Raw genomic sequence first — 22,525 nt, 5'->3', positions numbered from 1 at the left:
GTCGGATCAGGCCGCGGCCGCGACCGTCAGGCCCAGCCGCTCGGCCACGCCAGCGCCATAGGCCGGATCGGCCTTGGCGAAATGCGCGATCTGGCGGCGCTGGATCGCCTCGGGCACTGTCCGCATCGACCCGGCGATGTTGTCGAGTAGCCGGGTGCGGGCGCCGTCATCCATCAGCCGGAACAGGTCCCCGGCCTGGCTGTAATCGTCATTGCCGACGCGGTGGTCGTAGCGGTCGGCGGCGCCGCGCAGCGGCAGCGCCGGCTCGGCCGCCGCCGGGTCCTGCTTCGGCCCGCCGAAGCTGTTCGGCTCGTAATGCACCGCGCCCTTGCCGTTGTCGTCGGTCCGCATCTGGCCGTCACGCTGGTAGTTCTGGGCGGTGGTGGCGTGCGGCCGGTTCACCGGCAGCAGGGCGTGGTTGCCGCCCAGGCGGTAGCGATGCGCGTCGCCATAGGCGAACAGCCGCCCCTGCAGCATCTTGTCCGGGCTGAAGGAGATGCCGGGCACCACATTGGCCGGGCTGAAGGCCGACTGCTCGACCTCGGCGAAGTAATTCTGCGGGTTGCGGTTCAGCACCAGCTCGCCGATCTCGATCAGCGGGTGGCCGGCATGCGGCCACACCTTGGTCAGGTCGAACGGATCGATCGGGAAGGCTTCGGCCTCCGCCTCGGTCATGATCTGGACCGAGACCGTCCAGGCCGGGAAATCGCCATCCTCGATCGAGGCGAACAGGTCGCGGGTGGCGTGGTCGGGGTCGATACCGGTCATCTTCGCCGCCTGGTCGGCGGTGAAGTTCTCGATCCCCTGGCGGGTCTTGAAGTGGTACTTGACCCACACTCGCTCACCGCCCGCATTGATCCAGCTGAAGGTGTGGCTGGAGAAGCCGTCCATGTGGCGATAGCTGCGCGGCGTGCCGCGGTCGCTGAACAGGATGGTGAACTGGTGCAGCACCTCCGGCGACAGCGAGGCGAAGTCCCACACCATCGTCGCGTCCTTGAGGTTGGTCGCGGGGTTGCGCTTCTGGGTGTGGATGAAGTCCGGGAACTTCAGCGGGTCGCGGATGAAGAAGATCGGAGTGTTGTTGCCGACGATGTCGTAGTTGCCGTCCTCGGTGTAGAGTTTGAGCGCGAAGCCGCGCGGGTCGCGCTCGGCGTCGGCCGACCCCTTCTCGCCGCCGACGGTCGAGAAGCGCAGGAAGACCTCGGTCTCCTTGCCGATTTGCGCCAGGAACTTCGCCGACGTCCAGCGCGAGACGTCGGCAGTGACCCGGAAGGTGCCGTAGGCGCCGGCGCCCTTCGCATGCACCACCCGCTCCGGAATCCGCTCGCGGTTGAAATGGGCGAGCTTCTCGATCAGGTGGAAGTCCTGGATCAGCACCGGGCCGCGCGGCCCCGCCGTCAGCGAATTCTGGTTGTCGGAGACCGGGGCGCCGAAGGCGGTGGTGAGGGTCGTCATCAAGAGCTCCTGTTCGGGCGGCATGTCCGCCATGAAGGGATAGTCGAGGGGATCGGCTGATAAAGGAATTCGATCGTTCTTATCGGTGCGATAAGTGATTGCCCCGCTCCACCAGCGTCAGCAGCTGGCGGCGATGGCGGTGAAGCCGCAGCAGCAGATCGGCCGGCAGGTCGCCCTGAACCCCGACCCGGCCGTCCTCGAGGGTCAGGCGGGCATCGTGGCGGGCGAGATCGGCCATCAGCGCGTTCAAGGTCGGGCGCATTACGCGGCCTCCTGCAGCAGGTCGGTGGCGAGCGCGCGCCGCACCTGGGCCGCCAGCCCGGCGACATAGGCCGGATGGATACCGACGGTGGGCACGCGGATGAAGGAGGGCACCCCGGCGGCGTCGGCCACCGCCCGGTACTCGCGGTCGAGTTCGACCAGCGTCTCGGAATGTTCGGAGACGAAGGCGATCGGCACCAGCACCAGGCCGATGCGATCCTGCCCGGCCTGCTTCACCTCGTGCTCGGTGTCCGGGGTCAGCCATGCCTGCGGCGTCACCCGGCTCTGGAAGGCGATGCGCCAGTCGAGGTCGGGGATGCCGAGCGCCGCGACCACCGCCTCGGCCGAGACCCGGACATGATCGGGATAGGGATCCCCGGCCTGGACGATCGACAGCGGCAGGCCGTGGGCGGTGAACAGCAGCCGGTGCCGGCCGCCATCCCCAGGCCAGGCGCGGCGGATCAGCTCGGCCTGGGCGGCGATGAAGCCGGAATCGGCCGGCGCGGCGCCGATGCGGCGGGTCGGCGCCACCAGCCCCGCACGTCGCGCCGCCGCGTCCCAGTCGGCCAGCGCCGAGCGGGTGGTGGTGGTCGAATACTGCGGATACAGCGGCAGCAGCACGATCTCGTCCGGCTGCCAGGCGCGGATCGACTCGGCCGTCTCCGCCGCGAAGGGGTGCCAGTAGCGCATCGCCACGAAGGGCCGGACCTCGCCGAGGTCGCGCAGCTGCGCCGCCACCGCCCGGCCCTGAGCCCGGGTCTGCAGCAGGATCGGCGAGGCGCCCCCGAGCTGGCGGTAGATCTCGCGCGCCACCGGGGTGCGGCGATGGGCGATCCAGCGCGCCACGGCCGCCCGCAGCAGGCCCGGCAGGCGGATGATCTCGGGGTCGGAGAAGAAGTTGCGCAGGAACGGGCCGACGGCGTCGAGCCGGTCCGGCCCGCCGATCTGCAGCAGCACCAGGGCGATGCGGCGACGGCGGGCGACGAGGGCGGGTCTGGCGATGGAGGGCATGGCTGGCTCCTGGCGTTGACCCCAGCCTCGCCGACCAAGCCGATAAGATCCAATCGATCGACTCTATGTAGAAGATAGGCGTTGCTTATCCTACATTGGAGTCATGACCCTCTCCGGCCTGTCCCTCCGCGATCTCGAATACCTCGTCGCCGTCGCCGACCTCCGCCATTTCGGCCAGGCGGCGGAGCGCTGCGGCGTCAGCCAGCCGGCGCTGAGCATGCAGATCCGCAAGCTGGAGGAGACGCTGGGCCTGGCCGTGTTCGAGCGCGGCAAGACCGTGCTGGTCACCGCCAAGGGCGACGCCATCCTGGCCCAGGCCCGGCGCGTGCTGCTGGAGGCGCGACGGCTGATGGCGCTGGCGCAGGAGCTGGACGCCCCGCTGTCCGGCCCGCTGTCGGTCGGGGCGATCGAGACGCTGGGCCCCTACCTGTTCCCGCACATGCTGCGGCCGCTGCGCGAGGCCTTCCCGCGGCTGGAGCTGATCCTGAATGAGGGCCGCACCTACCAGCTGGTCGAGGCGCTGCGGCATGGCGCGCTGGATCTGGTGTTCCTCTCGTTGCCGGTGGCCGACCCGCAGATCGCCACCGCGCCGCTGTTCTTCGAGCCCTTCGTCCTGGCCCAGCCGGCGGAGCGGCCGATCGCGGCCGACGGCGCCGCCCGCATCGGCGACCTGCCGCGCGACGGCCTGCTGCTGCTGGAGGACGGGCACTGCCTGCGCGACCAGGCGCTGGAGATGTGCGGCACGCTGGGCGCCGGCGGCGGGCGGCGGCACAGCACCAGCCTGGAGACGCTGCGCCAGATGATCGCGGCCGGCGCCGGCTACAGCCTGTTCCCGCGCCTGGCCACGCTGGGCGAGGCCAGCGTCGGCGGCCTGGTCTCCTATGCCGGCTTCGACGGGCCGCCGCCCGGCCGCGCCGTCGGGCTGGCCTGGCGACAGAGCGACCCGCGGGCCGAGCAGTTCGAGTCGCTGCGCCAGTGCCTGCTGGGCCACCCGCCGCCCGGGACCACGGCGATGGCGCGCGAAACGCCCATGAAAAACGGGGGCGCGGCATGACGCCGGCCCCCGTTCCGATACTCAGCTCCCGAAGCCTCGGGGCTCAGTCCTCGCGATGATGGTCCTTGACCTCGACCTCGATCGGCACGCCCGGCAGCAGCTTGCCGGTGCGGATCGCCAGCGCCGATTTGACGTGGTTGACGTTCGGCGCCGAGGTCAGCTGGGTGGTGAGGAAGCGCTGGTAGCTGTCCCAATCCTCGGCCACGATCTTCAGCAGGAAGTCGGTCTCGCCCGCCAGCATGTGGCATTCGCGCACCAGCGGCCAGCTGCCCACCAGCTCCTCGAACTTGCGCAGATCGGCCTCGGCCTGGCTGGTCAGCCCGACCTGGGCGAACACCGTGACCCCGAATCCCAGCGCCTCCGGGTTGATGTCGGCATGGTAACCGCGGATGTAGTGCGCCTCCTCCAGCGCCCGGACCCGGCGCAGGCAGGGCGGGGCGGAGATGCCGGCACGACGCGCCAGCTCGACGTTGGTCATCCGGCCGTCGTCCTGGAGGTCGCGAAGGATACGTCGGTCGATGCGGTCGAGCTTCACACGGCGCATAGGTTCTCTCATGAAAGGTCTTCCGTGATTACGCGCAAGGATATTGCCGGACTTTCGCTTGGCGCAAGTGCATTCCTGCGTTCCGGCGGGGCTGCGGCACGATGAGCGCGACGCCCCGCAAAGGGGAAGGCGACATCGAGTCCCTGGGGGTCTGGGTGGTGTCCGACGGCCGTCCGGCGAACGAGAACCAGTGCCTCGGACTGGCCGAAGCGGTCGGCGCCGTCCCGGAGGTCTTCCGACTCGACGCGCGCCATGGCTGGCATCGGTTCCTCGATCCCGTTCGATCCGTCGCCGGCTTCGGACTGAAAGGCCCGCCCTGGCCCGACCTGCTGATCGCAGCCGGCCGGCAGAGCGTGTTCCCGGCCCTCGCGGTGAAGCGCGCCAGCGGTCATCGGACGCGCCTTGTGCAAATATTTCGTCCCGGCGTCAACCCGCGGCGATTCGATCTGATCGTGACGCCGCGCCATGACGGCCTGACCGGTCCCAACGTCTTCGCCACCCATGGCGCGCTGAACCTGGTCACCCCGGCCCGTCTCGCGGCGGCGGCGGCGGAATGGGGTCCGCGCCTGGACCATCTGCCGCGACCGCGCGCCGCGGTGCTGATCGGCGGCAGCAGCAAGTCGGTGGCGGTGCCGGCCGGCGCCCTGGCCCGACTCGCCGGACAGCTGGCCGAGCTGGCGCGGGCCGGCACCGGGCTGATGGTCACCACCAGCCGCCGCACCCCGCCGGGCGAGGTCGCGGCGCTGCGGGCGGCGCTGGACGGGTTGCCCGCCTGGATCTGGGACGGCGAAGGCCCCAACCCCTATTTCGGCTTCCTGGCCCTGGCCGATGCCGTGATCGTCACCATCGACAGCGTCAACATGACCTCGGAGGCGGCGACCACCGGCAAGCCCGTCCTGGTCGTGCCCTGGGCCGAGCTGGCACCCAAGCACCGCCGTTTCCAGGACGCGCTGGCGGCCGAGGGCGTTACCCGCCCCTTCGCCGGCCGGCTGGAGCAGTGGACCTATCCGCCGCTGAACGACACCGCGCAGGCGGCGGCCCGGGTGCGGGCGCTGTTCGGACCGGCCTGACCACGCCGTCCCCCGTGCCCAGGGCGCACCCCTGGCCAGCGCCGCCTTGCCGTGGCTTCCCCCGGTGTTTATCTATCGGTGACCCCTTTCCGCAGCGGATGATCTGCCATGCCGGCCACCCATCGCACCAAGGTCCTGATCATCGGTTCCGGCCCGGCCGGCTACACCGCCGCGATCTACGCCGCCCGCGCCAATCTGGAGCCGATCCTGGTGCAGGGGCTGCAGCCCGGCGGGCAGTTGACGATCACCACCGATGTCGAGAACTACCCGGGCTTCGCCGACGTCGTCCAAGGCCCCTGGCTGATGGAGCAGATGGAGGCCCAGGCCAAGCATTGCGGCACGCGGCTGGAGTTCGACCTGATCACCCAGGTCGACTTCTCGCGCCGGCCCTTCGTCTGCACCGCCGATTCCGGCGCGGTCTATGAGGCCGATTCCGTGATCATCGCCACCGGCGCCCAGGCGCGCTGGATGGGCCTGCCGAGCGAGCAGCACTTCCAGGGCCGCGGCGTCTCGGCCTGCGCCACCTGCGACGGCTTCTTCTTCCGCGGCAAGGAGGTCGCGGTGATCGGCGGCGGCAACTCCGCGGTCGAGGAGGCGCTGTACCTGACCAACCACGCCACCAAGGTGACGCTGGTGCACCGTCGTGACCAGCTGCGCGCCGAGCGCATCCTGCAGGACCGGCTGTTCGCCCACCCCAAGGTCGAGGTGGTGTGGAACCATGTGGTCGAGGAGATCGTCGGCGCCGGCACGCCGGAGACGGTGACCGGCCTGCGCCTGCGCGACAGCCGCGACGGGGCCGAGACCCTGCTGCCGGCCGACGGCGTGTTCGTCGCCATCGGCCATGACCCGGCGACCGCGGTGTTCAGGGGCCATGTCGCGATGGATGCCGACGGCTACATCCGGACCGCACCGGATTCGACCGCGACCGACATCCCGGGCGTGTTCGCCGCCGGCGACGTCAAGGACCGGGTCTACCGCCAGGCGGTGACCGCCGCCGGCATGGGACAGCGGGAATGACGTCCGCTCAAGTCGTCATGAGATCCCCGCTTGCGCGGGGATGACGGGAGATTGGTCGAAGGCGTTCTTGCGGCCCCGCCCCCTTCGACGGTCCCGATTTTCACCGCCCCTTTTTCATAGGCGCGACGGCGAAGGGGGTGGCGTCCCCCCGGGCGTTGGCGAAACAATTGTTCCCGCCGCGACCAAGCTTCGCTTGCGTTGGGTCGGGGGTGGCCCTCATAGTGCATATAGTGTGATTCGCAGGCGCGACGCCGAGCGCTGGTATATCGACCATCCCGCCCTTGTCGCCCGCGCAAGAAACGAACGGGTGTCTAAGCATGGACTGGGACAAGCTGCGCGTTTTCCACGCCGTCGCTGACGCGGGCAGCTTCACCCATGCCGGCGAGAAGCTGAACCTCAGCCAATCGGCGGTCAGCCGCCAGATCAGCGCCCTCGAGGAGAGCCTCAAGGTTCCGCTGTTCCACCGGCATGCGCGCGGCCTGATCCTGACCGAGCAGGGGGAACTGCTGTTCCGCACCGCGCGGGAGGTCTTCGCCAAGCTGTCGATGACCGAAGCGCAGCTGAGCGAGAGCAAGGACCATGCGCGCGGGCCGCTGAAGATCACCACCACCGTCGCCTTCGGCTCGACCTGGCTGACGCCGCGGGTGCGCGAGTTCCTGACCGCCTTCCCGGACATCGACCTGTCGGTGCTGATCGACGACGAGGAGCTGGATTTGGGCATGCGCGAGGCCGACGTGGCCATCCGCATGACCCCGCCGCGCCAGCCGGACCTGATCCAACGCCACCTGATGACCGTGAAGATCCACATCTTCGGGTCGGTCGACTATCTCAAGCGCAACGGCATCCCGCAGACGCTGGATGACCTGAACAAGCACTCGATCATCATCTATGGCGAGGATGCGCGCGGCCCGATCGCCGACATCAACTGGCTGGCCCATGTCGGCAGCCCGCCGCAGGGCGGCCGCCGGATCGCGCTCAGGGTGAACAACCAGTACGCGATCTACCGCGCCGTGCGCAGCGGCCTGGGCCTTGCCGCCCTGCCCGACTTCATGGTCGACCCGACCCTGAACGTGGTGCGGGTGCTGCCGGAGGTTACCGGGCCGACCACCGAGGCCTATTTCGTCTATGCCGAGGAGCTGCGTCACTCCAAGCGCATCTCGGTGTTCCGCGACTTCCTCGTCCGCAAGGTCGCCGAAAGCAAGTTCTGACCCCTGCCGCCCGGCTGCGTCGCGAGGCCTGCAAGCCGCGCATAGGCAGCCGCGCGCGTTTTCCTAGGCCCTTGGGATGAGAAAAAGACGGCAAACGCCTGAAATCTGTGCAAAACCCCACGGATAAATGGCGGATTTGCTGGGGTCTGCGCCGCCCAGAACGAGCTATGCAAAGCGCGCATAAAAGCATTGGTAGAAACTGGTTACCAATCGCTCACAGAATGCCTATCTTAGGAGCGTTCGTGCTGCAGCGCAGCAAGAACAAGGGTCCGGCTCTGCCGGCTCCTTGCGTCTCCCAGACGTGAAGCCTCCCTGTTTGACTCGGGCCGGAACATGTTTCCGGCCCTTTTTTTGTGCAGAATCCGGAAACACCTGCAGACGGCATGCCGGTGCCGCATGCCGCCCGCCGAAACCGCCCCGGCCGCGGGGGCTGGACCTCAGGTGTACAGGCGCTCGCTTTCCAGCCCCTTGTAGAGGTCGGCGACATATTCGCCGTAGCCGTTGTAGAGCAGGGTCGGCACCCGGTCGCCGGTGCCCAGCACCCGCTCCATCGCCTGGCTCCAGCGCGGGTGTGGCACCTGGGGGTTCACATTCGCCCAGAAGCCGTACTCGCTGCTCTGCAGCTGCTCCCAGAAGCTCACCGGCCGCTCGTCGGTGAAGCTGATGCGGATGATGCTCTTGATCGATTTGAAGCCGTATTTCCAGGGAGTCACCAGCCGCAGCGGCGCGCCGTCCTGCTTCGCCACCGGCTTGCCGTAGAGGCCGGTGACCATGAAGGCCAGCTCGTTGGTGGCCTCGGCCATGGTCAGGCCCTCGACATAGGGCCAGGGGTAGAACGTCTGGGCGAAACCGGGCGCCGTGTCGTTCTGGAAGGTTTCCATGCGCACATACTTTGCCGAGCCGGTCGGCTTGGCGTAGTCGATCAGCGCCTTCAGCGGGAAACCGGTCCACGGCACCGCCATCGACCAGGCCTCGACGCAGCGGTGGCGGTACAGCCGCTCCTCCAGCGGCATGGCGCGGATCAAGGTGTCGATGTCGACCTCCCGCTCCTGCTCGACCATGCCCTCGAACTTCACCGTCCAGGGCCGGATCTGCAGCGCCTGCGCCGCCTCCCAGATGTCCTTGTCCGAGCCGAACTCGTAGAAGTTGTTGTAGGTGGTGACGTCCTTCTCCGGCGTCAGCGCGCGGTCGAGCGTGTAGCGCGGGTTCTGCTTGGCCGGATAGAGGTCCGCGGTCGGGTCCGGCGCGTCGGCGGCAAGGGCCGGATGCGGCCTCATTACCGCGGTCGTTGCCAGCCCGGTGGTGGCCAGCAGCCCGGCGCCGAAGCCCATCGCCTGCAGCAGGCGCCGCCGGTCGAGATAGACCGCTTCCGGCGTCGTCTGGCTCTCCGGCAACCGCCAGCCTGGATTGCGCTTGATCAACATCGGCATGCTTCCTTCCACCGGTCCTGAGCGACGAGACCGCATGGTCTCACCATCTAGTTCGCAGCAGGAGGGGCCGTTGTTACCGCCGCCCCTCGACATAGGGCGCCAGGACGCCCAGCAAAGCCGCATGCGCCGGGGTCGGGACGCCGGCCGCGGCGCCCAGCCGCACCACCGCGCCGGACAGCCAGGGCAGTTCCAGCCGCCCGCCGGCCTCGAGATCCTGCTGCATCGAACTCCGCGTCACCTCCGGCAGCCCGTCGACGGTCGCCATGGTGCGCTCGGCGAGGTCCGCGGCCAGCGCCACGCCGCGCGCCCGGCCGACGGCCACGATCTCGGCGAAGGCGGCGGCCAGCAGCGCCCGGGTCTCGGGCACCGCCCGCATCACCCCGATCGGCTGGCGTGTCGCCGACCCGACGCCGGCCACCGACGCCAGGAAGGTCAGCTTCTCCCACAGCACCGCCTCGATCCGGTCGCTGGCGCCGCCCTTGATGCCGGCGGCACGGCACAACGCGTCGAGCGCCCGGACCGTCTCGCCGGCGCTGCCATTGCGATGGCCGAAGGCCAGGCTGCGCATCGTCCCGGTCTGGCGGATCACGCCGGGCGCCTCGATCCGCGCGGAGACATAGGCGACGCCGCCCAGCACCTCCGGCCCCGGCAGGGCGGCGGCGATGATGTCGGCGGCCTCGACCCCGTTCTGCAGCGGCAGCACCAGCGTGGCCGGCCCGATCAGCGGCCGGATCGCGGCGGCCGCCGCGGCGAGGTCCCACAGCTTGACGGTGAGGATGACGAGATCGACCGGGCCGATCGCGGCTGGGTCGTCGACCGCGGTCACCGCGCCCGTCGACAGGGTCGCGCCGGCCTGGTCGCGGATGGTCAGGCCCCGGGTCTGCAGCGCCTGGAGATGCGCCCCGCGGGCGACGAAGGCGACCTCCGCCCCCGCCTGCTGCAGCGCCGCACCGAACACGGCCCCGACGCCCCCGGCCCCGATGATCGCGATGCGCATGGTCGATCTCTCCTGCCGTCGGCCGGGTTCGCCTCGGCGCACCCGACCGACAGGACTTGATGCTACCGCAGCGCGGCGCTGGCGCGTTGGATGCGGATGCAGGCCTCGTGCAGCGACTCGGTGGCGGTGGCGTAGGAGATGCGGAAGAACGGCGCCAGCCCGAAGGCCGAGCCCTGCACCACCGCCACGCCCTCGGATTCCAGGAGGTATGTGACGAAATCTTCGTCGGTCTCGATCACCTTGCCGTCCGGGGTCTGCTTGCCGATGGTGCCGGCGCAGGACGGGAAGACGTAGAACGCGCCCTCCGGCCGGTGGCAGGTGATGCCGGAGGCCTGGTTCAGCATCGACACCACCAGGTCGCGGCGCTGCTTGAACACCTCGTTGTGGCGCGGGATGAAATCCTGCGGGCCGTTCAGCGCCTCGACCGCCGCCGCCTGGCTGATCGAGGACGGGTTCGAGGTCGACTGGCTCTGCACCTTGGCGATGGCCTTGATCAGGTCCGGCCGGCCGGCGGCGTAGCCGATGCGCCAGCCGGTCATGCAATAGGCCTTGGACACGCCGTTCAGGGTCAGGGTGCGGTCGTACAGCTTGGGCTCGACCTGGGCCGGGGTGACGAAGGTGAAGCCGTCATAGACCAGGTGCTCGTACATGTCGTCGGTCAGCACATGCACATGCGGGTGGCGCAGCAGCACGTCGGTCAGCGCCTTCATCTCGGCGAAGCTGTAGGCCGAGCCGGTCGGGTTCGACGGCGAGTTCAGGATCAGCCACTTGGTCTTCGGCGTGATCGCGGCCTCGAGGTCGGCCGGCTGCAGCTTGAAGCTCTTCTCCGGCGGGCAGGTCACCGGCACCGGGGTGCCGCCGCACAGCAGCACCATGTCGGGATAGCTGACCCAGTAGGGCGCCGGGATCACCACCTCGTCGCCCGGGTTCAGCGTCGCCAGCAGCGCGTTGTACAGCACCTGCTTGCCGCCGGTGCCGACGGTGATCTGACTGGTCTCGTATGTCAGGCCGTTCTCGCGCAGGAACTTGGCGGCGATCGCCTTCTTCAGCTCCGGCGTACCGTCGACCGCGGTGTATTTGGTCTTGCCGGACTGGATCGCGGCGATCGCGGCCTGCTTGATGTTGTCGGGCGTGTCGAAATCCGGCTCACCGGCGCCGAGGCCGATGACGTCGCGGCCGGCCGCCTTCAGCTCGGCCGCCTTGGTGGTGACGGCGATGGTCGGCGACGGCTTGACGCGGGCGAGCGAGGCGGCGAGGAAGGCCATGGTTCCGGATCCCGGGAAATGAGGAAAGCCGGCGACGGTAGCCCCGCCCTGCCCCCGCCGACAAGCCGCCAGCCCTGCGAAAATTCGTCACCGCGCCCGCGCCGGGCGCGGAGGGGCTCCGCCCTACCCCTTCACCGCGCCCGAGGTCAGGCCGGAGATCAGCTGGCGCGAGAAGAAGGCGTAGAGCACCAGCACCGGGATGATCGCCAGGGTCAGCGAGGCCAGCACCGCGTTCCAGTCGGTGACGTACTGGCCGACGAATTGCTGCACCCCGAGGGTGATGGTCCGGGCGCCTTCGCTCGGCGCCAGGATCAGCGGGAACCACAAATCGTTCCAGATCGGCACCATGGTGAAGACGGCGACGGTCGCCAGCGCCGGCCGCACCAGCGGCAGGATGATCCGGAAGAAGATGCGGTATTCGCCAACCCCGTCGCAGCGCGCCGAATCCTTCAGCTCGGACGGGATCTGGCGCATGAACTCCGACAGGATGAAGATCGACAGCGGCAGGCCCATGGCGGTGTAGACCAGGATCAGCGACCACACCGTGTCGTTGAGGCCGAGCCACACCACCAGCTGCAGGATCGAGACGGTACCCAGCCGGATCGGGATCATGATGCCGATGGCGAGGTAGACCGCCAGCGTGGCGCTGCCGCGGAAGCTGTATTCCGACAGCGCCCAGGCGGCCATGGCGCCGAGGAACACCACCAGGAACAGCGTCACCAGCGTCACGGTCAGGCTGTTGCCGAAATAGAGCCCGAAATTCGACCGGGTCAGCACCGTGTCGAAGCCGATCAGGCTGAAGCTGTCCGCGGTCGGCGGCATCAGCGGCTGGCTGAAGATCGCCTTGCGCGACTTGAAGGCGTTGAACAGCACCAGCACGATCGGGAACAGCGCGATGATGGTGTAGCCGAGCAGCACCGCATGGATCGCGGCGGCCGAGACGGGGGAAGTGCGGTTGGCCATGGGTCAGAGCTCGTAGCGCTGCAGCCGGCGCTGCACGATGTAGAAGTAGGTCATCACGCCGGCCAGGATGATCCCGAACATCACCGTCGCCACCGCGGCGCCCATGGTCGGGTCGCCCAGCTGCAGCTGGAAGCCGAAGAAGGTGCGGTAGAAGAAGGTGCCGAGGATGTCGGTCGCGAAGTTCGGCCCGGCCAGCGCGCCCTGGGCGACGTAGATCAGGTCGAAGGCGTTGAAGTTGCCGACAAAGGTCAGGATCGAGACCATGCCGATGGTCGGCCAGATCAGCGGCAGCTTGATGCGCCAGAAGATCGTCATCTGGCTGGCGCCGTCGACCCGCGCCGCTTCGGTCAGGCTCTCCGGGATGTTCAGCAGCGCGGCGTAGGTCAGCAGCAGCGGCATGCCGACCCATTGCCACACCGACACCAGCGCCAGGGTGAGCAGCGCGCTCTGCTCCTGCCCCAGCCAGGGGGCGAAGAGCGAGCCCAGGCCCACCGTGCCGAGCATCGACTTGGCGACGCCCCAGGTCGGCGACAGGATCAGCTTCCAGATGAAGCCGATGATCACCACCGACAGCAGCGTCGGGGTGAACATCAGCGTCCGGTACGTGTTGGTGAAGCGCAGCCGCGGCAGCGACAGCAGGGCCGCCAGCCCGATCGCGATCGGGTTCTGCACCAGCATGTGCACGGCGAAGAACAGGAAATTGTTGAGCAGCGCGTTCCAGAACCGGTCGGCCCATTGCGGGTCGAAGAACAGCGCCGCGTAGTTGGCCAGCCCGGCGTAGTGCCGCACCCCGCTCTCATCTTGCACGAACAGGCTGAGCCGGATGCTGTCGAGCAGCGGGTACACCATGAATATAGTGTAGATCAGCGACGCGGGCGCCAGGAAGACGACGATGTGCCAGGGGAAGCGGCCCCGGCGGCCCGCGATCTGGGCGCGGGGAATGACGACGGTCTGGGTGCTGGCCATGGGAACAGTCTATGGGAAAGCGGGCGATCCGACAGCATGATCGGCGGCCCGGATAAGCGCCAGGGCGCAGCCCGGAAAACCCGGACCGCGCCCTGCGCCGGTGGTCAGCCTACTTGGCCGGCTTGTACCAGGAGTCGAGGCCCTTCTGGACCTGCTCGGCCGCCTGCTGCGGCGTCAGCGTGCCGTTCAGCACCTGGGCGGAGACGTTCCACAGCTCGTTCTCCAGGTTCGGCGTGCCGCGCGACAGGATCTGGTACGAGTTGCGGATCGACGGCTCGCACAGCTTGCGCCAGCTGACGAACTCCGCCGCCACCGGGTCCTTGATGGTGACCGGGTGGTTCGACAGCGAGAAGAAGCCCGGCAGGGCGTTGGAGTAGATGTCGGCGAATTCGGCCGTCGCCACCCATTCCAGGAACGCCTTGGTCGCTTCCGGATTCTTGGTCTTGGCGTTCATGCCGAGCGCGATGTCGGTGTGATCGCTGATGTAGCACTTGTCGCCGGCCTTCTCGACCGGCGGCGGGAACGCGCCCATCTTGAAGTCGGCCTGGGCGTTGAAGGCGGCGATGTCCCAGGACCCGGCCGGGTAGATCGCGGCGCGGCCGAGGGTGAACAGGTTCTGGCTGTCCGGATAGGCCTGGGCCTGGTAGCCGTCCGGCAGGTACGGACGCCACTTCGCCAGTTCCTCGAACGCCTCGACATAGGGCTTGTCGGTGAACTTCTGGGTGCCGGCGATCAGCGCCTTGCGGCCTTCCTCGCCCTTCCACAGGTTCGGACCGATGTTCTGGAAGCCCATGGTCGCGGCCTCCCACTGGTCCTTGGTGCCGATGTCGAGCGGCGCGACCTCGCCCTTGGCCTTGATCTTGTCGAGCAGGGCGAAGAACTCGGCCTCGGTCTTCGGAACGGTCAGGCCTTCGGCCGCGAAGATGTCCTTGTTGTAGAGGTAGCCGTGGATGACCGAGGCCATCGGCACGCAGAACAGCGTCTTGGCGTCATCGGTGATCCAGGCGCTCTTGGCCACGTCGGAGAAGGTGTCCATGCCCTTCAGGTCGGTGACCGGGGCCAGGTAGCCCTTCTGGAACAGCGCCAGCGAGGCGTCGAACGGCCGGCAGGTGATCAGGTCGCCGGCGGTGCCGCCGTCGAGCTTGGCGTTGAGCGCGGCGTTGTATTCGGTCGGCGTCGAGGGCGCGAACACCACCTTGATCCCGGGATGGGTCTTCTCGAAGGCCGGGATGATGGTGTCCTGCCAGATCTTCAGGTCGTCGTTGCGCCAGCTTTCGATCGTCAGCGTGACGTCGGCGGCCACCGCCTGGCCCGCGAGGGCGACGAGCGCCGCCCCGGCCAGGAACGCGCCGCGGATAAATGAATAAGACATATGAACCTGCCTCCTCTGTTCGGCGTTTCGCCGTGCACACGGGCGGCGGGACGGCCCCGCGGCGCCCGGTATCCCTATTGTCGTTGGATCGCCGCCAGGGCGCGGCGCAGATCGCCGCCGGCCCCGGCCAGGCGCCGGCGCCCGTCCTCGGCGCTGTCGCCCGACGCCACCAGCGCCGCCAGCTTGACGTTGTTCCCCGCCGCCGCCAGCGCCGCCCGGGCCGCCGTCTCGTCGACCGGCACGATGGCGCGCAGCATGCGCACCGACCGGTCGTTCAGCTTGGCGTTGGTCGGCTGCATGTCGACCATCAGCCCGTCATAGACATGGCCCAGCCGGGTCATCACCAGCGTCGAGAACAGGTTCAGCACCACCTTCTGGGCGGTGCCGGCCTTCAGCCGGGTGGAACCGGCGATCGGCTCCTCCCCCGTCGCGGCCAGGATCACATGGGCGGCGTCGCCGAAGATCGGCGCGCCGGGATTGGAGGCGACGGCGATGGTCAGGGCGCCGGCGCGAGACGCGGCCTGCAGCACGGCGCGGGTGTAGGGGGTGCCGCCGCTGGCGGCGACGCCGACCACGACGTCATCGGCGCCCAGGCGCAGCGCCTCGGCCTCGGCCCGGCCGGCATCGGCGTCGTCCTCGGCGTTCTCGACCGACCGGGTCAGCGCCCCGGTGCCGCCGGCGATGAGGTATTCCAGGCGGTCATGCGGGTGGCCGAAGGTCGGGAACAGTTCGGACCCGTCCTGCGCCGCGATTCGGCCGGAAGCGCCGGCGCCGGCATAGACCAGCCGGCCGCCGCGCCCCAGCCGGGGCGCCGCATCGGCCGCCGCCGCCGCCAGGGCCGGCAGGGCCGGCCGCACCGCCGCCACCGCGGCGAGCTGGGATTCGAGCAGCGCGTCGAGGATCTCCGCATCCTCCCAGGTGTCGATGCCCCTGTAGCGGCGTGACGCGGTTTCGGTTCCCATGCGGTCCGTTCGGTGGCTGAGCGGTTGGACGTGAGTGGTCTAGACCACAGTCTTCCAGCTTTGCCTGCCGGGCGCAAGACCGGTCGTCATGCCGACGCCAGAACGGGGCTGCGCGGGCCTACCAGCTGAGCTTGAAGCCTGCCGAGATCCGGGCGCCGGGCTGCGCGGTGCCGAGGTCGATGAACGAGGCGTTGAGCTGCAGCGGCCCGAACAGGGTCTGCTCCACGCCGACGCTGCCGGTCAGCAGCCGGTCGGTGCTGGAGAACTGGCTGCCGAACAGCAGCGCGGTGGACCCCCAGGGCAGTTGCAGCCGGGTGCTGCGACCGATCTCCCAGTGCGTCACCGGCGCCTGCGGCCCGAGCAGCCCGTCCTGCATCACGGCATAGCGGTCTTCCACCGAGCCGGAGAGGCCGACCAGCGACCAGGCGCGGGACAGCACTGCCGCCACCTGCCCGGCGCCCTCCGCGGCCTGCGGGTCGAAGCTGGCCTCGACCCTGGCCGACTGCCAGAACGGCACGAACCAGGGCAGCCGCGACAGGGTGACGCTCGCCTCCGCCTTGCCGGCGGCGGTGCGCCGGGACGTCTCCAGCCGGTCCCAATGCGATGCGAATCCGGGATTGGGATCGGCCGGGATGTCGAAGGTGACGCCGGTCCGGGCGATGAAGCCCGGAACCTGCGACTGCAGCGCCGCCCCGACCGAGCCGGCGCCGCGGATGTCGCGCTGGCCGGTGACCACGCCGAAGTCGCGGTCGGACCAGGCGTGGGCGCCCGGTGTCGCCGCCAGGGCGGCGAGGACGGCAAGAGGCAGCAGAAAGGGGCGGCGGGACCGCGGCATCGGCGGGCTCACTCTCTCCGGGGAATGGCTGGTGCCCCTTGAGAGTAGTCATTCAGCCGCGCCTGCCAACCCCTTGAATTGTGACAATTTTCGCTTGGCTGCGCTGGGCCTGCTAGAATGTCAGCACCACCTTGCCAAAGTGCTGCGCCGATTCGAGGTGCCGCAGCGCCGTCGGCGCCTCGGTCCAGGCGAAGCCGCGGTCGATCACCGGCCGCAACCCGGTCGCCGCGACCGCCCGGTTCATCGCCTCGAAGCTGTCGCGCGACCCGACCGGGATGCCGCGGATCCGGGCCCGGCGGAACAGGATCTCCATCGGATTGATCTCGGTTGACTTGCCGCCGAGATAGCCGATGACGTTGATCTGGCCGCCGGTGCGGATCGCCGCCAGCGAGCGCGCGAAGGTGCCGGGGCCGCCGACCTCGATGACATGGTCGACACCGCGGCCGCCGGTCAGCTCGCGCACCGCGAGGTGCCAGTCCGGCGTGGTGCGGTAGTTCACCGTGCCGGTGGCGCCGAGCGCCCTTGCCTGCTCCAGCTTCGCGTCGCTGGACGAGGTGACGATGGCGCAGGCGCCGGCCGCGACCGCGAATTGCAGGGCGAAGATCGCGACCCCGCCGGTGCCCTGTACCAGCACCGTGTCGCCGGGCTTCAGCCCGCCCTCCGCGACCAGCGAGGTCCAGGCGGTCAGGGCGGCGCAGGGCAGCGTCGCCGCCTCGGCGTCGGTCAGGTGGTCCGGAACCCGGGTCACGCCCTCGGCGTCGAGCCGGACATATTCCGCCAGTACGCCGGGGCCCGGCCCGCCCAGCGGCACCGCCCGTTCGATGCCCTCGAAATCGCCGGCGATCCAGCCCTGCCAGAAGGTCGAGGCCACCCGGTCGCCGACCGCGACGCGGGTGACGCCCTCGCCGACCGCCACGACCTCGCCGACGCCGTCGGACAGCGGCACCATCGGCAGCGCAAATCCGGCGTGGTAGGTGCCGCGCACGATCTCCAGGTCGCGGTAGTTCAGGGACGCGGCGCGCATCCGCAGCACCACCTCGCCGCGCCGCGGCTCCGGCACCGGCCGCTCCACCAGCGCCAGCCGGTCGAGGCCCGAACCCTCTTCGATCACGAACGCCTTCATCTCATCTCTCCCGGAAGTGATCCCGCTGGAGAGATCGCCCGCCATCGGCTAGTCTTCAAATTCATTGTTTTCAGAAACTTCATGACGGATCGGCATGATGTTGGACGAGATGCGCGCCTTCGTGCTGCTGGCCGAGACCGGGTCGATCCAGCGGGTGGCGGAGCGGCTGCCGCTGACCCAGCCGGCCGTCACCCGGCAGATCCAGCGGCTGGAGCAGCATCTCGGCGTCACCCTGCTGGACCGGCGGGTGAAGCCGCCGCGGCTGACCCCGGCGGGACTCGCCGCGCTTGACCGCTGCCGCGCCATCCTGGCGGCGATGGAGGAGCTGAAGACCAGCGCCGGCAACGGCGCCGAACCGGAAGGGGCCCTGCGCCTGGGCGTCGGCGTGCTGCACGCCTTCGCCGAAGCCGATTTCGCGGCGCTGATGCGCGAGCTGCGCCAGCGCTATCCCCGGCTGTCGCTGCGGCTGATCGGCGGCCAGGCGGCGACGCTGCTGGCCGATTTGGACCGCGGCCGGCTGGACGCGGCGGTGGTGATGATGCAGAAGCACGCGGCCCCCTATCCCGGCCGCGTGGTGGGGCAGGAGCAGCTGGTGGTGGTCGGCGCCCGCAGCCTGACCCTGCCGCGCCGGCCGTCGCTGGCCGACCTCGCCGCCTGCGACTGGGTGGTCAGCCCCGGCGATTCCTGCGACGTCCGCACCCTGCTGGAAGCGATCTTCGCCCGCGAAGGGCTGACGCTGCGGATCTCGGCCGAGGTCCATGACGTGGCGATGCAGCAGGCGCTGATCCGCAGCGGCTTCGGCCTGGGCGTGCTGCCGTCGCGCCGCTACACCGCGCGCGACGAGCTGCGCCGCATCGACGTGCCGGGCTTCCGCTCCGACTTTACCGTCAGCGTAGTGCGGGCGCCGCATCTCGGCCGGCTGGACCGCGCGGTCGACCATCTCGAGGAGACGCTGCGGCAGAGGCTGGCGCCGGCGGTGGTGCCCCTGACCCAGGCGGGCTAGGTCACCCGGCCGGCGGCTTGGGCTGCTGCGGCGGCAGGCCGAAACGGCGGGTCGCAATGTCGATGATCCGGCGCGGCGGGTGGCGGATGTCGACCGTCACCACCCGCTCGTCCGGCCCCGGCGGCTCCAGCGTCTCGAACTGGCTGCGCAGCAGTGCCGGCGGCATGAAATGGCCCCGGCGGTTGGCGAGGCGTGTGGCGATCACCGCCTCGGACCCCGAGAGGTAGAGGAAGGCGACCTGCGGCCGGCCGGCGACCAGCCGGTCGCGATAGACCCGCTTGAGCGCGGAGCAGGCCAGCACCGCCGGCTGCCCTTCGGCCAGCCAGCGCGTGATCTGTTCCGCCATGGCGTCGAGCCAGGGCCAGCGATCCGCGTCGGTCAGCGGGTGGCCGGCCTTCATCTTCTCGATGTTGGCCGGCGGGTGGAAGCTGTCGGCATCGGCGAAGATGCCGCCCATGCGGCGCGCCAGCTGCTTGCCGATCGTGGTCTTGCCCGAGCCCGAGACGCCCATGACGATGGCCACGCCGGGCGGGATGGCGTGGCCGGAGCCCCGCGATTCGGGATCGGGCCTGTCGGCGGCCATGCCGCGTCTCCTCTCGTTTCGGTCCGGGTGCTGCGGTCCGGTCAGGCGAGCTTGACGACCTCGCCGGTGCGGAAGCTCTCATCCGCCGCCAGCACGATGCGCAGGCTGTCGATCGCCGCCTGCATCGAATCGGTCAGGTCGAGATCCTCGCGGATCGCGCGCAGGAACAGCTCCTGCTCGCGGTCGCACAGCTCCTGGTGGCCGGGTTCGTCCGCCATGGTGATCCAGCGGTCCTTCTCGACGAAATGGTTGTTCCCGTCGATCGCGGCGGAATGGACCTTCAGCGCGTTGGTCTTGGTGTGGCGGTCGATGTCGGCGGAATCGGAGATCGCGTCGGTCTTGGCCTCGCCCTGCCCGTCCTGCGGCACCACGATCGAGACGCTGCCCTTCGGCCCGACCACGTCCTTCACGAAATAGGCCACCTCGCTCATCATCGGGCCCCAGCCGGCCTCGTACCAGCCGACCGAGCCGTCGTCGAAGACGACATGGAGATGGCCGTAATTGTGGATCTCGACGGCGTCGGACAGGCGGGCGCCGATGCCGTGCACCCGCACCGGCCGGGCCCCGGTCATCTGGCACATCACGTCGACATAGTGGACGCCGCAATCGACGATCGGCGACAGCGACTGCAGCAGGTTCTGGTGCCAGGTCCAGGATGGGCCGGAGCTCTGCTGGTTCAAATTCATCCGCATCACCAGCGGCTTGCCCAGGGTCTTCGCCACCTCGATGAACTTCACCCAGGACGGGTGGACCCGCAGGATGTAGCCGATCACCAGCTTGCGGTTGGTTTCCTTCGCCCGGGCGACGATGCGCTCGGCATCCTCGACCGTGGTCGCGATCGGCTTTTCCATGAAGACATGGGCGCCGGCGTCCAGCGCCTTCAGCGCGAACTCCGCATGGGTGTCGGAATAGGTGTTGATCGACACCGCGTCCGGCCGGGTCTCGGCCAGGGCCGCGGCGTAGTCGGCGAAGCGCGGATAGTCCACCAGCTCTGCCGGCAGGTCGGCCTTGGCGATCGAGCGGGCGACCAGGCCGACGATCTCGAACCCGTCCAGCCGGTGATAGGCCAGGGCATGGGACAAGCCCATATGGCCGACCCCGACGACGAGGACGCGCACCGGATCGGTCATGGGGAAACTCCTGGTCGTGGGCCGAGGGGCCGGGCCGCGCGGAAGGGGCGGCCGGCGCGATCCGAATGTCGGTCAGCCGCCCCGCCGATGGCAAGAGGATTGGCGCCCATTAGGTCTGACATTATGGGTATTCCATCGCGGGGCAGGACCGCCCATCTGCAACGGGTCGGACTTCGCAAAGGATCCCGCGCCATGCCCCCATCGACCCTGACGATCACCCTGATCGGCGGCCCGACCGCCCTTGTCGAGATCGGCGGCCTGCGCCTGCTGACCGACCCGACCTTCGACCCGCCGGGCCTGTACCGGGAGACACCGGTCCGGTTCGAGAAGACCTCCGGCCCCGCCCTGTCGGTCCAGGAGATCGGAGCGCTGGACGCGGTGCTGCTGAGCCACGACCACCATCTGGACAATCTCGACAGCAGCGGGCGCGCCATGCTGCCGAGCGTCGGCACGACCTACACCACCCGCGCCGGGGCGGAACGACTGGGGGGCAATGCGCTGGGCCTCGCCCCGTTCGAAACCCAGGTGTTGGAGGGCAAGGATGCGGAGCGGCTGTTCGTCACCGCCGCCCCGGCGCGCCACGGCCCGGTTGGCATCGAGCCGATCTCCGGCGACGTCGTCGGCTTCCTGCTGGGCGTCCAGGAGCCCGGCGATGCGATCTACATCACCGGCGACACCGTCTGGTACGAGGGGATGGCCGAGGTGGCGCGCCGCTTCGCGCCCAAGGTGGTGATGCTGTTCACCGGTGCCGCGGAACCGCGGGGCCGGTTCCGCATGACCATGGGCAGCAATGACGCCCTGGAGGCGGCGGCCGCCTTCCCGCAGGCGGCCATCGTCGCCATCCACAACGAAGGCTGGTTCCATTTCAAGGAAAGCGCAGCAGACCTTGCCGCGTCCTTCGCCACGCTCGGCGTGGCGTCCCGGCTGACCGCCCTGGAACGGGGCCAGCCGGTGCGGTTCCCACTGTAGGGCCGCCTCAGCCGCGATTCAGCGTGCCGGCGTGGTGGCGGATGTGGTCGGCGATGAAGCTGGAGATGAAGTAGTAGCCGTGGTCGTAGCCGGCATGGCGGCGCAGGGTCAGGGGCTGGCCCCCGGCCTTGCAGGCCGCCTCCAGCAGATGCGGGTGCAGCTCGCGCGCCAGGAACTGGTCGGCCTCGCCCTGGTCGATCAGCAGCTCCGGGCAGCGGGCCCCCTGCTCCACCAGCGCGGTCGCGTCCCATTCCGCCCAGGCGGCCTGGTCGGGGCCGAGATAGTTGCCGAACGCCTTCTGCCCCCAGGGACATTGCGACGGCGCCGCGATCGGCGCGAAGGCCGACACCGACCGGTACAGGCCGGGGTTGCGCAGCGCCGCCACAAGCGCCCCGTGCCCGCCCATGGAATGGCCGAAGATGCCCATCGCCGAACGCCGCGCCGGGAAGTGCCGGCCGATCAGCTCCGGCAGCTCGCGCGTCACATAGGCGTGCATCCGGTAGCCGTCCCGCCACGGCGCCGCCGTCGCGTCGAGGTAGAAGCCGGCGCCCAGCCCGAAATCCCAGGACGCGTCGTCGCCGGGATACCTCCGGTCGCGCGGGCTGGTGTCCGGCGCCACCAGCATCAGCCCGAATTCGGCGGCATGGCCCAGGGCGCCGGCCTTGGTCATGAAGGTTTCTTCGGTGCAGGTCAGCCCCGCGAGGTAGACCAGCACCGGCACCGGGCGTTCGGCCGCCTGCGGCGGCACGAACACCGAGAACCGCATCTCGCCGCCGATCTCGGACGAGGCGTGGCTGTAGAAGCCGACCTCACCCTCGAAGGCGCGGTGCTTGCTGCGAAGGACGGGCGCGGTCATCAGAATTCGACCACGGTACGGATCGACTTGCCCTCATGCATCAGGTCGAAGCCTTCGTTGATCCGCTCCAGCGGCAGCTTGTGGGTGATCATCGCGTCGATCTCGATCTTGCCCGACATGTACCAGTCGACGATCTTCGGCACATCGGTCCGGCCCCGGGCGCCGCCGAAGGCCGAGCCCTTCCACACCCGTCCGGTCACCAGCTGGAACGGCCGCGTCGAAATCTCCTGCCCCGCCCCGGCCACGCCGATCACGATGCTCTGGCCCCAGCCGCGGTGGGACGCTTCCAGTGCCGCCCGCATCACCTTGGTGTTGCCGGTGCAGTCGAAGGTGTAGTCCGCGCCGCCGATCTGGTCCGCCCCACGCTTGGTCAGGTTCACCAGATACGGCACCAGGTCGCCCTCGACCTCGCTCGGGTTCACGAAATGGGTCATGCCGAAGCGCTCGCCCC

The 22,525-nt window shown here is 69.5% G+C and carries 23 protein-coding genes; 6 read left to right on the top strand and 17 right to left on the bottom strand.

Going from position 1 to position 22,525, the window contains the following annotated elements; all coding sequences use genetic code 11:
- Positions 1 to 6 precede the first annotated feature (6 nt).
- The 3 genes from AB4112_RS31290 to hemH all read right to left on the bottom strand — a co-directional run bounded on the left by AB4112_RS31290 (position 7) and on the right by hemH (position 2,727).
- Positions 7 to 1,455, bottom strand: coding sequence for a catalase (locus AB4112_RS31290; RefSeq protein ID WP_309794878.1), 1,449 nt, complete (start codon positions 1,453 to 1,455; stop codon positions 7 to 9).
- Positions 1,456 to 1,534: 79 nt separating this feature from the next.
- Positions 1,535 to 1,717, bottom strand: a complete 183-nt coding sequence (locus AB4112_RS31285; protein WP_441725487.1) for a hypothetical protein — start codon at positions 1,715 to 1,717, stop codon at positions 1,535 to 1,537.
- Positions 1,717 to 2,727 carry a ferrochelatase gene (gene hemH / locus AB4112_RS31280; protein WP_441725484.1) on the bottom strand — a complete coding sequence of 337 codons (1,011 nt, stop codon included), beginning with the start codon at positions 2,725 to 2,727 and terminating at the stop codon, positions 1,717 to 1,719. Before hemH ends, AB4112_RS31285 begins: the two co-directional genes overlap by 1 nt.
- Before the next feature lie 103 nt (positions 2,728 to 2,830).
- Between hemH and AB4112_RS31275 the strand changes: the two genes are divergently transcribed.
- Positions 2,831 to 3,781, top strand: a complete 951-nt coding sequence (locus AB4112_RS31275) for a LysR substrate-binding domain-containing protein (RefSeq protein ID WP_309794875.1) — start codon at positions 2,831 to 2,833, stop codon at positions 3,779 to 3,781.
- Between the two features lie 43 nt (positions 3,782 to 3,824).
- Here the strand turns inward: AB4112_RS31275 and AB4112_RS31270 are convergent, their stop codons facing one another.
- Positions 3,825 to 4,325, bottom strand: a complete 501-nt coding sequence (locus tag AB4112_RS31270) for an Lrp/AsnC family transcriptional regulator (RefSeq protein WP_309794874.1) — start codon at positions 4,323 to 4,325, stop codon at positions 3,825 to 3,827.
- Positions 4,326 to 4,426: 101 nt separating this feature from the next.
- On the opposite strand from AB4112_RS31270, the gene AB4112_RS31265 reads away from it, so the two are divergent.
- From AB4112_RS31265 to AB4112_RS31255, 3 genes are all read left to right on the top strand, one after another.
- Positions 4,427 to 5,395, top strand: a complete 969-nt coding sequence (locus AB4112_RS31265; protein ID WP_441725479.1) for a mitochondrial fission ELM1 family protein — start codon at positions 4,427 to 4,429, stop codon at positions 5,393 to 5,395.
- A gap of 108 nt (positions 5,396 to 5,503) precedes the next feature.
- Complete coding sequence (trxB, locus tag AB4112_RS31260) at positions 5,504 to 6,412, top strand: thioredoxin-disulfide reductase (protein WP_441725477.1); 909 nt, start codon at positions 5,504 to 5,506, stop codon at positions 6,410 to 6,412.
- A gap of 317 nt (positions 6,413 to 6,729) precedes the next feature.
- Positions 6,730 to 7,620, top strand: coding sequence for a LysR family transcriptional regulator (locus AB4112_RS31255; protein WP_309794871.1), 891 nt, complete (start codon positions 6,730 to 6,732; stop codon positions 7,618 to 7,620).
- A gap of 437 nt (positions 7,621 to 8,057) precedes the next feature.
- On the opposite strand, the gene msrP is transcribed toward AB4112_RS31255, so the two are convergent.
- The 9 genes from msrP to AB4112_RS31210 all read right to left on the bottom strand — a co-directional run bounded on the left by msrP (position 8,058) and on the right by AB4112_RS31210 (position 17,533).
- Entirely contained in the window at positions 8,058 to 9,050 is a 993-nt protein-coding gene (msrP, locus tag AB4112_RS31250) for a protein-methionine-sulfoxide reductase catalytic subunit MsrP (protein WP_441725474.1), read from the bottom strand.
- A 73-nt stretch (positions 9,051 to 9,123) separates the two neighbouring features.
- Positions 9,124 to 10,047 (bottom strand): ketopantoate reductase family protein, encoded by a 924-nt coding sequence (locus AB4112_RS31245; RefSeq protein ID WP_309794870.1) that lies wholly within the window; start codon positions 10,045 to 10,047, stop codon positions 9,124 to 9,126.
- Positions 10,048 to 10,109: 62 nt separating this feature from the next.
- Positions 10,110 to 11,312, bottom strand: a complete 1,203-nt coding sequence (locus AB4112_RS31240; RefSeq protein ID WP_309794869.1) for a pyridoxal phosphate-dependent aminotransferase — start codon at positions 11,310 to 11,312, stop codon at positions 10,110 to 10,112.
- 123 nt (positions 11,313 to 11,435) lie between these two features.
- Positions 11,436 to 12,275 (bottom strand): carbohydrate ABC transporter permease, encoded by an 840-nt coding sequence (locus AB4112_RS31235; RefSeq protein ID WP_309794868.1) that lies wholly within the window; start codon positions 12,273 to 12,275, stop codon positions 11,436 to 11,438.
- A 3-nt stretch (positions 12,276 to 12,278) separates the two neighbouring features.
- Entirely contained in the window at positions 12,279 to 13,241 is a 963-nt protein-coding gene (locus AB4112_RS31230; RefSeq protein ID WP_309794867.1) for a carbohydrate ABC transporter permease, read from the bottom strand.
- 109 nt (positions 13,242 to 13,350) lie between these two features.
- Positions 13,351 to 14,613: an ABC transporter substrate-binding protein gene (locus tag AB4112_RS31225; RefSeq protein ID WP_309794866.1), complete on the bottom strand. Its 1,263-nt coding sequence runs from the start codon at positions 14,611 to 14,613 to the stop codon at positions 13,351 to 13,353.
- A 74-nt stretch (positions 14,614 to 14,687) separates the two neighbouring features.
- Positions 14,688 to 15,575, bottom strand: coding sequence for an N-acetylmuramic acid 6-phosphate etherase (locus AB4112_RS31220; RefSeq protein ID WP_309794865.1), 888 nt, complete (start codon positions 15,573 to 15,575; stop codon positions 14,688 to 14,690).
- Between the two features lie 118 nt (positions 15,576 to 15,693).
- Positions 15,694 to 16,410 carry a hypothetical protein gene (locus AB4112_RS31215; RefSeq protein ID WP_309794864.1) on the bottom strand — a complete coding sequence of 239 codons (717 nt, stop codon included), beginning with the start codon at positions 16,408 to 16,410 and terminating at the stop codon, positions 15,694 to 15,696.
- Between the two features lie 112 nt (positions 16,411 to 16,522).
- Complete coding sequence (locus AB4112_RS31210; protein WP_309794863.1) at positions 16,523 to 17,533, bottom strand: zinc-dependent alcohol dehydrogenase family protein; 1,011 nt, start codon at positions 17,531 to 17,533, stop codon at positions 16,523 to 16,525.
- Between the two features lie 94 nt (positions 17,534 to 17,627).
- Between AB4112_RS31210 and AB4112_RS31205 the strand changes: the two genes are divergently transcribed.
- Complete coding sequence (locus AB4112_RS31205) at positions 17,628 to 18,536, top strand: LysR family transcriptional regulator (protein WP_309794862.1); 909 nt, start codon at positions 17,628 to 17,630, stop codon at positions 18,534 to 18,536.
- A 1-nt stretch (position 18,537) separates the two neighbouring features.
- Here AB4112_RS31205 and AB4112_RS31200 read toward each other — a convergent pair whose 3' ends face one another.
- Complete coding sequence (locus AB4112_RS31200) at positions 18,538 to 19,119, bottom strand: gluconokinase (RefSeq protein ID WP_309794861.1); 582 nt, start codon at positions 19,117 to 19,119, stop codon at positions 18,538 to 18,540.
- A gap of 41 nt (positions 19,120 to 19,160) precedes the next feature.
- A complete protein-coding gene (locus AB4112_RS31195; protein WP_309794860.1) occupies positions 19,161 to 20,249 on the bottom strand; it encodes a Gfo/Idh/MocA family protein in 1,089 nt (362 codons plus the stop codon).
- A gap of 192 nt (positions 20,250 to 20,441) precedes the next feature.
- On the opposite strand from AB4112_RS31195, the gene AB4112_RS31190 reads away from it, so the two are divergent.
- Positions 20,442 to 21,218 carry an MBL fold metallo-hydrolase gene (locus tag AB4112_RS31190; RefSeq protein WP_309794859.1) on the top strand — a complete coding sequence of 259 codons (777 nt, stop codon included), beginning with the start codon at positions 20,442 to 20,444 and terminating at the stop codon, positions 21,216 to 21,218.
- 7 nt (positions 21,219 to 21,225) lie between these two features.
- Here AB4112_RS31190 and fghA read toward each other — a convergent pair whose 3' ends face one another.
- Complete coding sequence (fghA, locus tag AB4112_RS31185; RefSeq protein ID WP_309794858.1) at positions 21,226 to 22,074, bottom strand: S-formylglutathione hydrolase; 849 nt, start codon at positions 22,072 to 22,074, stop codon at positions 21,226 to 21,228.
- The coding region (locus AB4112_RS31180) for a zinc-binding dehydrogenase (RefSeq protein ID WP_441725462.1) at positions 22,074 to 22,525 on the bottom strand (452 nt) is incomplete at its 5' end. The genes fghA and AB4112_RS31180, both read right to left, overlap by 1 nt.

This window comes from Inquilinus sp. 2KB_23 (assembly GCF_052115705.1).
In the GTDB taxonomy this organism is placed as follows: Bacteria; Pseudomonadota; Alphaproteobacteria; order DSM-16000; family Inquilinaceae; genus Inquilinus; species Inquilinus ginsengisoli_A.
Note: the sequence above shows the minus strand (reverse complement) of the source record. Positions and strands in the feature narration are given on the sequence as shown.

What these genes read in the sequence shown, in the direction of transcription:
- AB4112_RS31230 (WP_309794867.1), bottom strand. Translation starts at nt 13,241, where the DNA reads ATGGCCAGCACCCAGACCGTCGTCATTCCCCGCGCCCAGATCGCGGGC.
- AB4112_RS31240 (WP_309794869.1), bottom strand. Translation starts at nt 11,312, where the DNA reads ATGGCCTTCCTCGCCGCCTCGCTCGCCCGCGTCAAGCCGTCGCCGACC.
- trxB (WP_441725477.1), top strand. Translation starts at nt 5,504, where the DNA reads ATGCCGGCCACCCATCGCACCAAGGTCCTGATCATCGGTTCCGGCCCG.
- AB4112_RS31210 (WP_309794863.1), bottom strand. Translation starts at nt 17,533, where the DNA reads ATGAAGGCGTTCGTGATCGAAGAGGGTTCGGGCCTCGACCGGCTGGCG.
- AB4112_RS31285 (WP_441725487.1), bottom strand. Translation starts at nt 1,717, where the DNA reads ATGCGCCCGACCTTGAACGCGCTGATGGCCGATCTCGCCCGCCACGAT.
- AB4112_RS31245 (WP_309794870.1), bottom strand. Translation starts at nt 10,047, where the DNA reads ATGCGCATCGCGATCATCGGGGCCGGGGGCGTCGGGGCCGTGTTCGGT.
- AB4112_RS31190 (WP_309794859.1), top strand. Translation starts at nt 20,442, where the DNA reads ATGCCCCCATCGACCCTGACGATCACCCTGATCGGCGGCCCGACCGCC.
- AB4112_RS31290 (WP_309794878.1), bottom strand. Translation starts at nt 1,455, where the DNA reads ATGACGACCCTCACCACCGCCTTCGGCGCCCCGGTCTCCGACAACCAG.
- AB4112_RS31220 (WP_309794865.1), bottom strand. Translation starts at nt 15,575, where the DNA reads ATGGGAACCGAAACCGCGTCACGCCGCTACAGGGGCATCGACACCTGG.
- AB4112_RS31215 (WP_309794864.1), bottom strand. Translation starts at nt 16,410, where the DNA reads ATGCCGCGGTCCCGCCGCCCCTTTCTGCTGCCTCTTGCCGTCCTCGCC.
- AB4112_RS31265 (WP_441725479.1), top strand. Translation starts at nt 4,427, where the DNA reads ATGAGCGCGACGCCCCGCAAAGGGGAAGGCGACATCGAGTCCCTGGGG.
- AB4112_RS31225 (WP_309794866.1), bottom strand. Translation starts at nt 14,613, where the DNA reads ATGTCTTATTCATTTATCCGCGGCGCGTTCCTGGCCGGGGCGGCGCTC.
- AB4112_RS31235 (WP_309794868.1), bottom strand. Translation starts at nt 12,275, where the DNA reads ATGGCCAACCGCACTTCCCCCGTCTCGGCCGCCGCGATCCATGCGGTG.
- AB4112_RS31270 (WP_309794874.1), bottom strand. Translation starts at nt 4,325, where the DNA reads ATGCGCCGTGTGAAGCTCGACCGCATCGACCGACGTATCCTTCGCGAC.
- hemH (WP_441725484.1), bottom strand. Translation starts at nt 2,727, where the DNA reads ATGCCCTCCATCGCCAGACCCGCCCTCGTCGCCCGCCGTCGCCGCATC.
- fghA (WP_309794858.1), bottom strand. Translation starts at nt 22,074, where the DNA reads ATGACCGCGCCCGTCCTTCGCAGCAAGCACCGCGCCTTCGAGGGTGAG.
- AB4112_RS31255 (WP_309794871.1), top strand. Translation starts at nt 6,730, where the DNA reads ATGGACTGGGACAAGCTGCGCGTTTTCCACGCCGTCGCTGACGCGGGC.
- AB4112_RS31205 (WP_309794862.1), top strand. Translation starts at nt 17,628, where the DNA reads ATGATGTTGGACGAGATGCGCGCCTTCGTGCTGCTGGCCGAGACCGGG.
- AB4112_RS31195 (WP_309794860.1), bottom strand. Translation starts at nt 20,249, where the DNA reads ATGACCGATCCGGTGCGCGTCCTCGTCGTCGGGGTCGGCCATATGGGC.
- AB4112_RS31200 (WP_309794861.1), bottom strand. Translation starts at nt 19,119, where the DNA reads ATGGCCGCCGACAGGCCCGATCCCGAATCGCGGGGCTCCGGCCACGCC.
- AB4112_RS31275 (WP_309794875.1), top strand. Translation starts at nt 2,831, where the DNA reads ATGACCCTCTCCGGCCTGTCCCTCCGCGATCTCGAATACCTCGTCGCC.
- msrP (WP_441725474.1), bottom strand. Translation starts at nt 9,050, where the DNA reads ATGCCGATGTTGATCAAGCGCAATCCAGGCTGGCGGTTGCCGGAGAGC.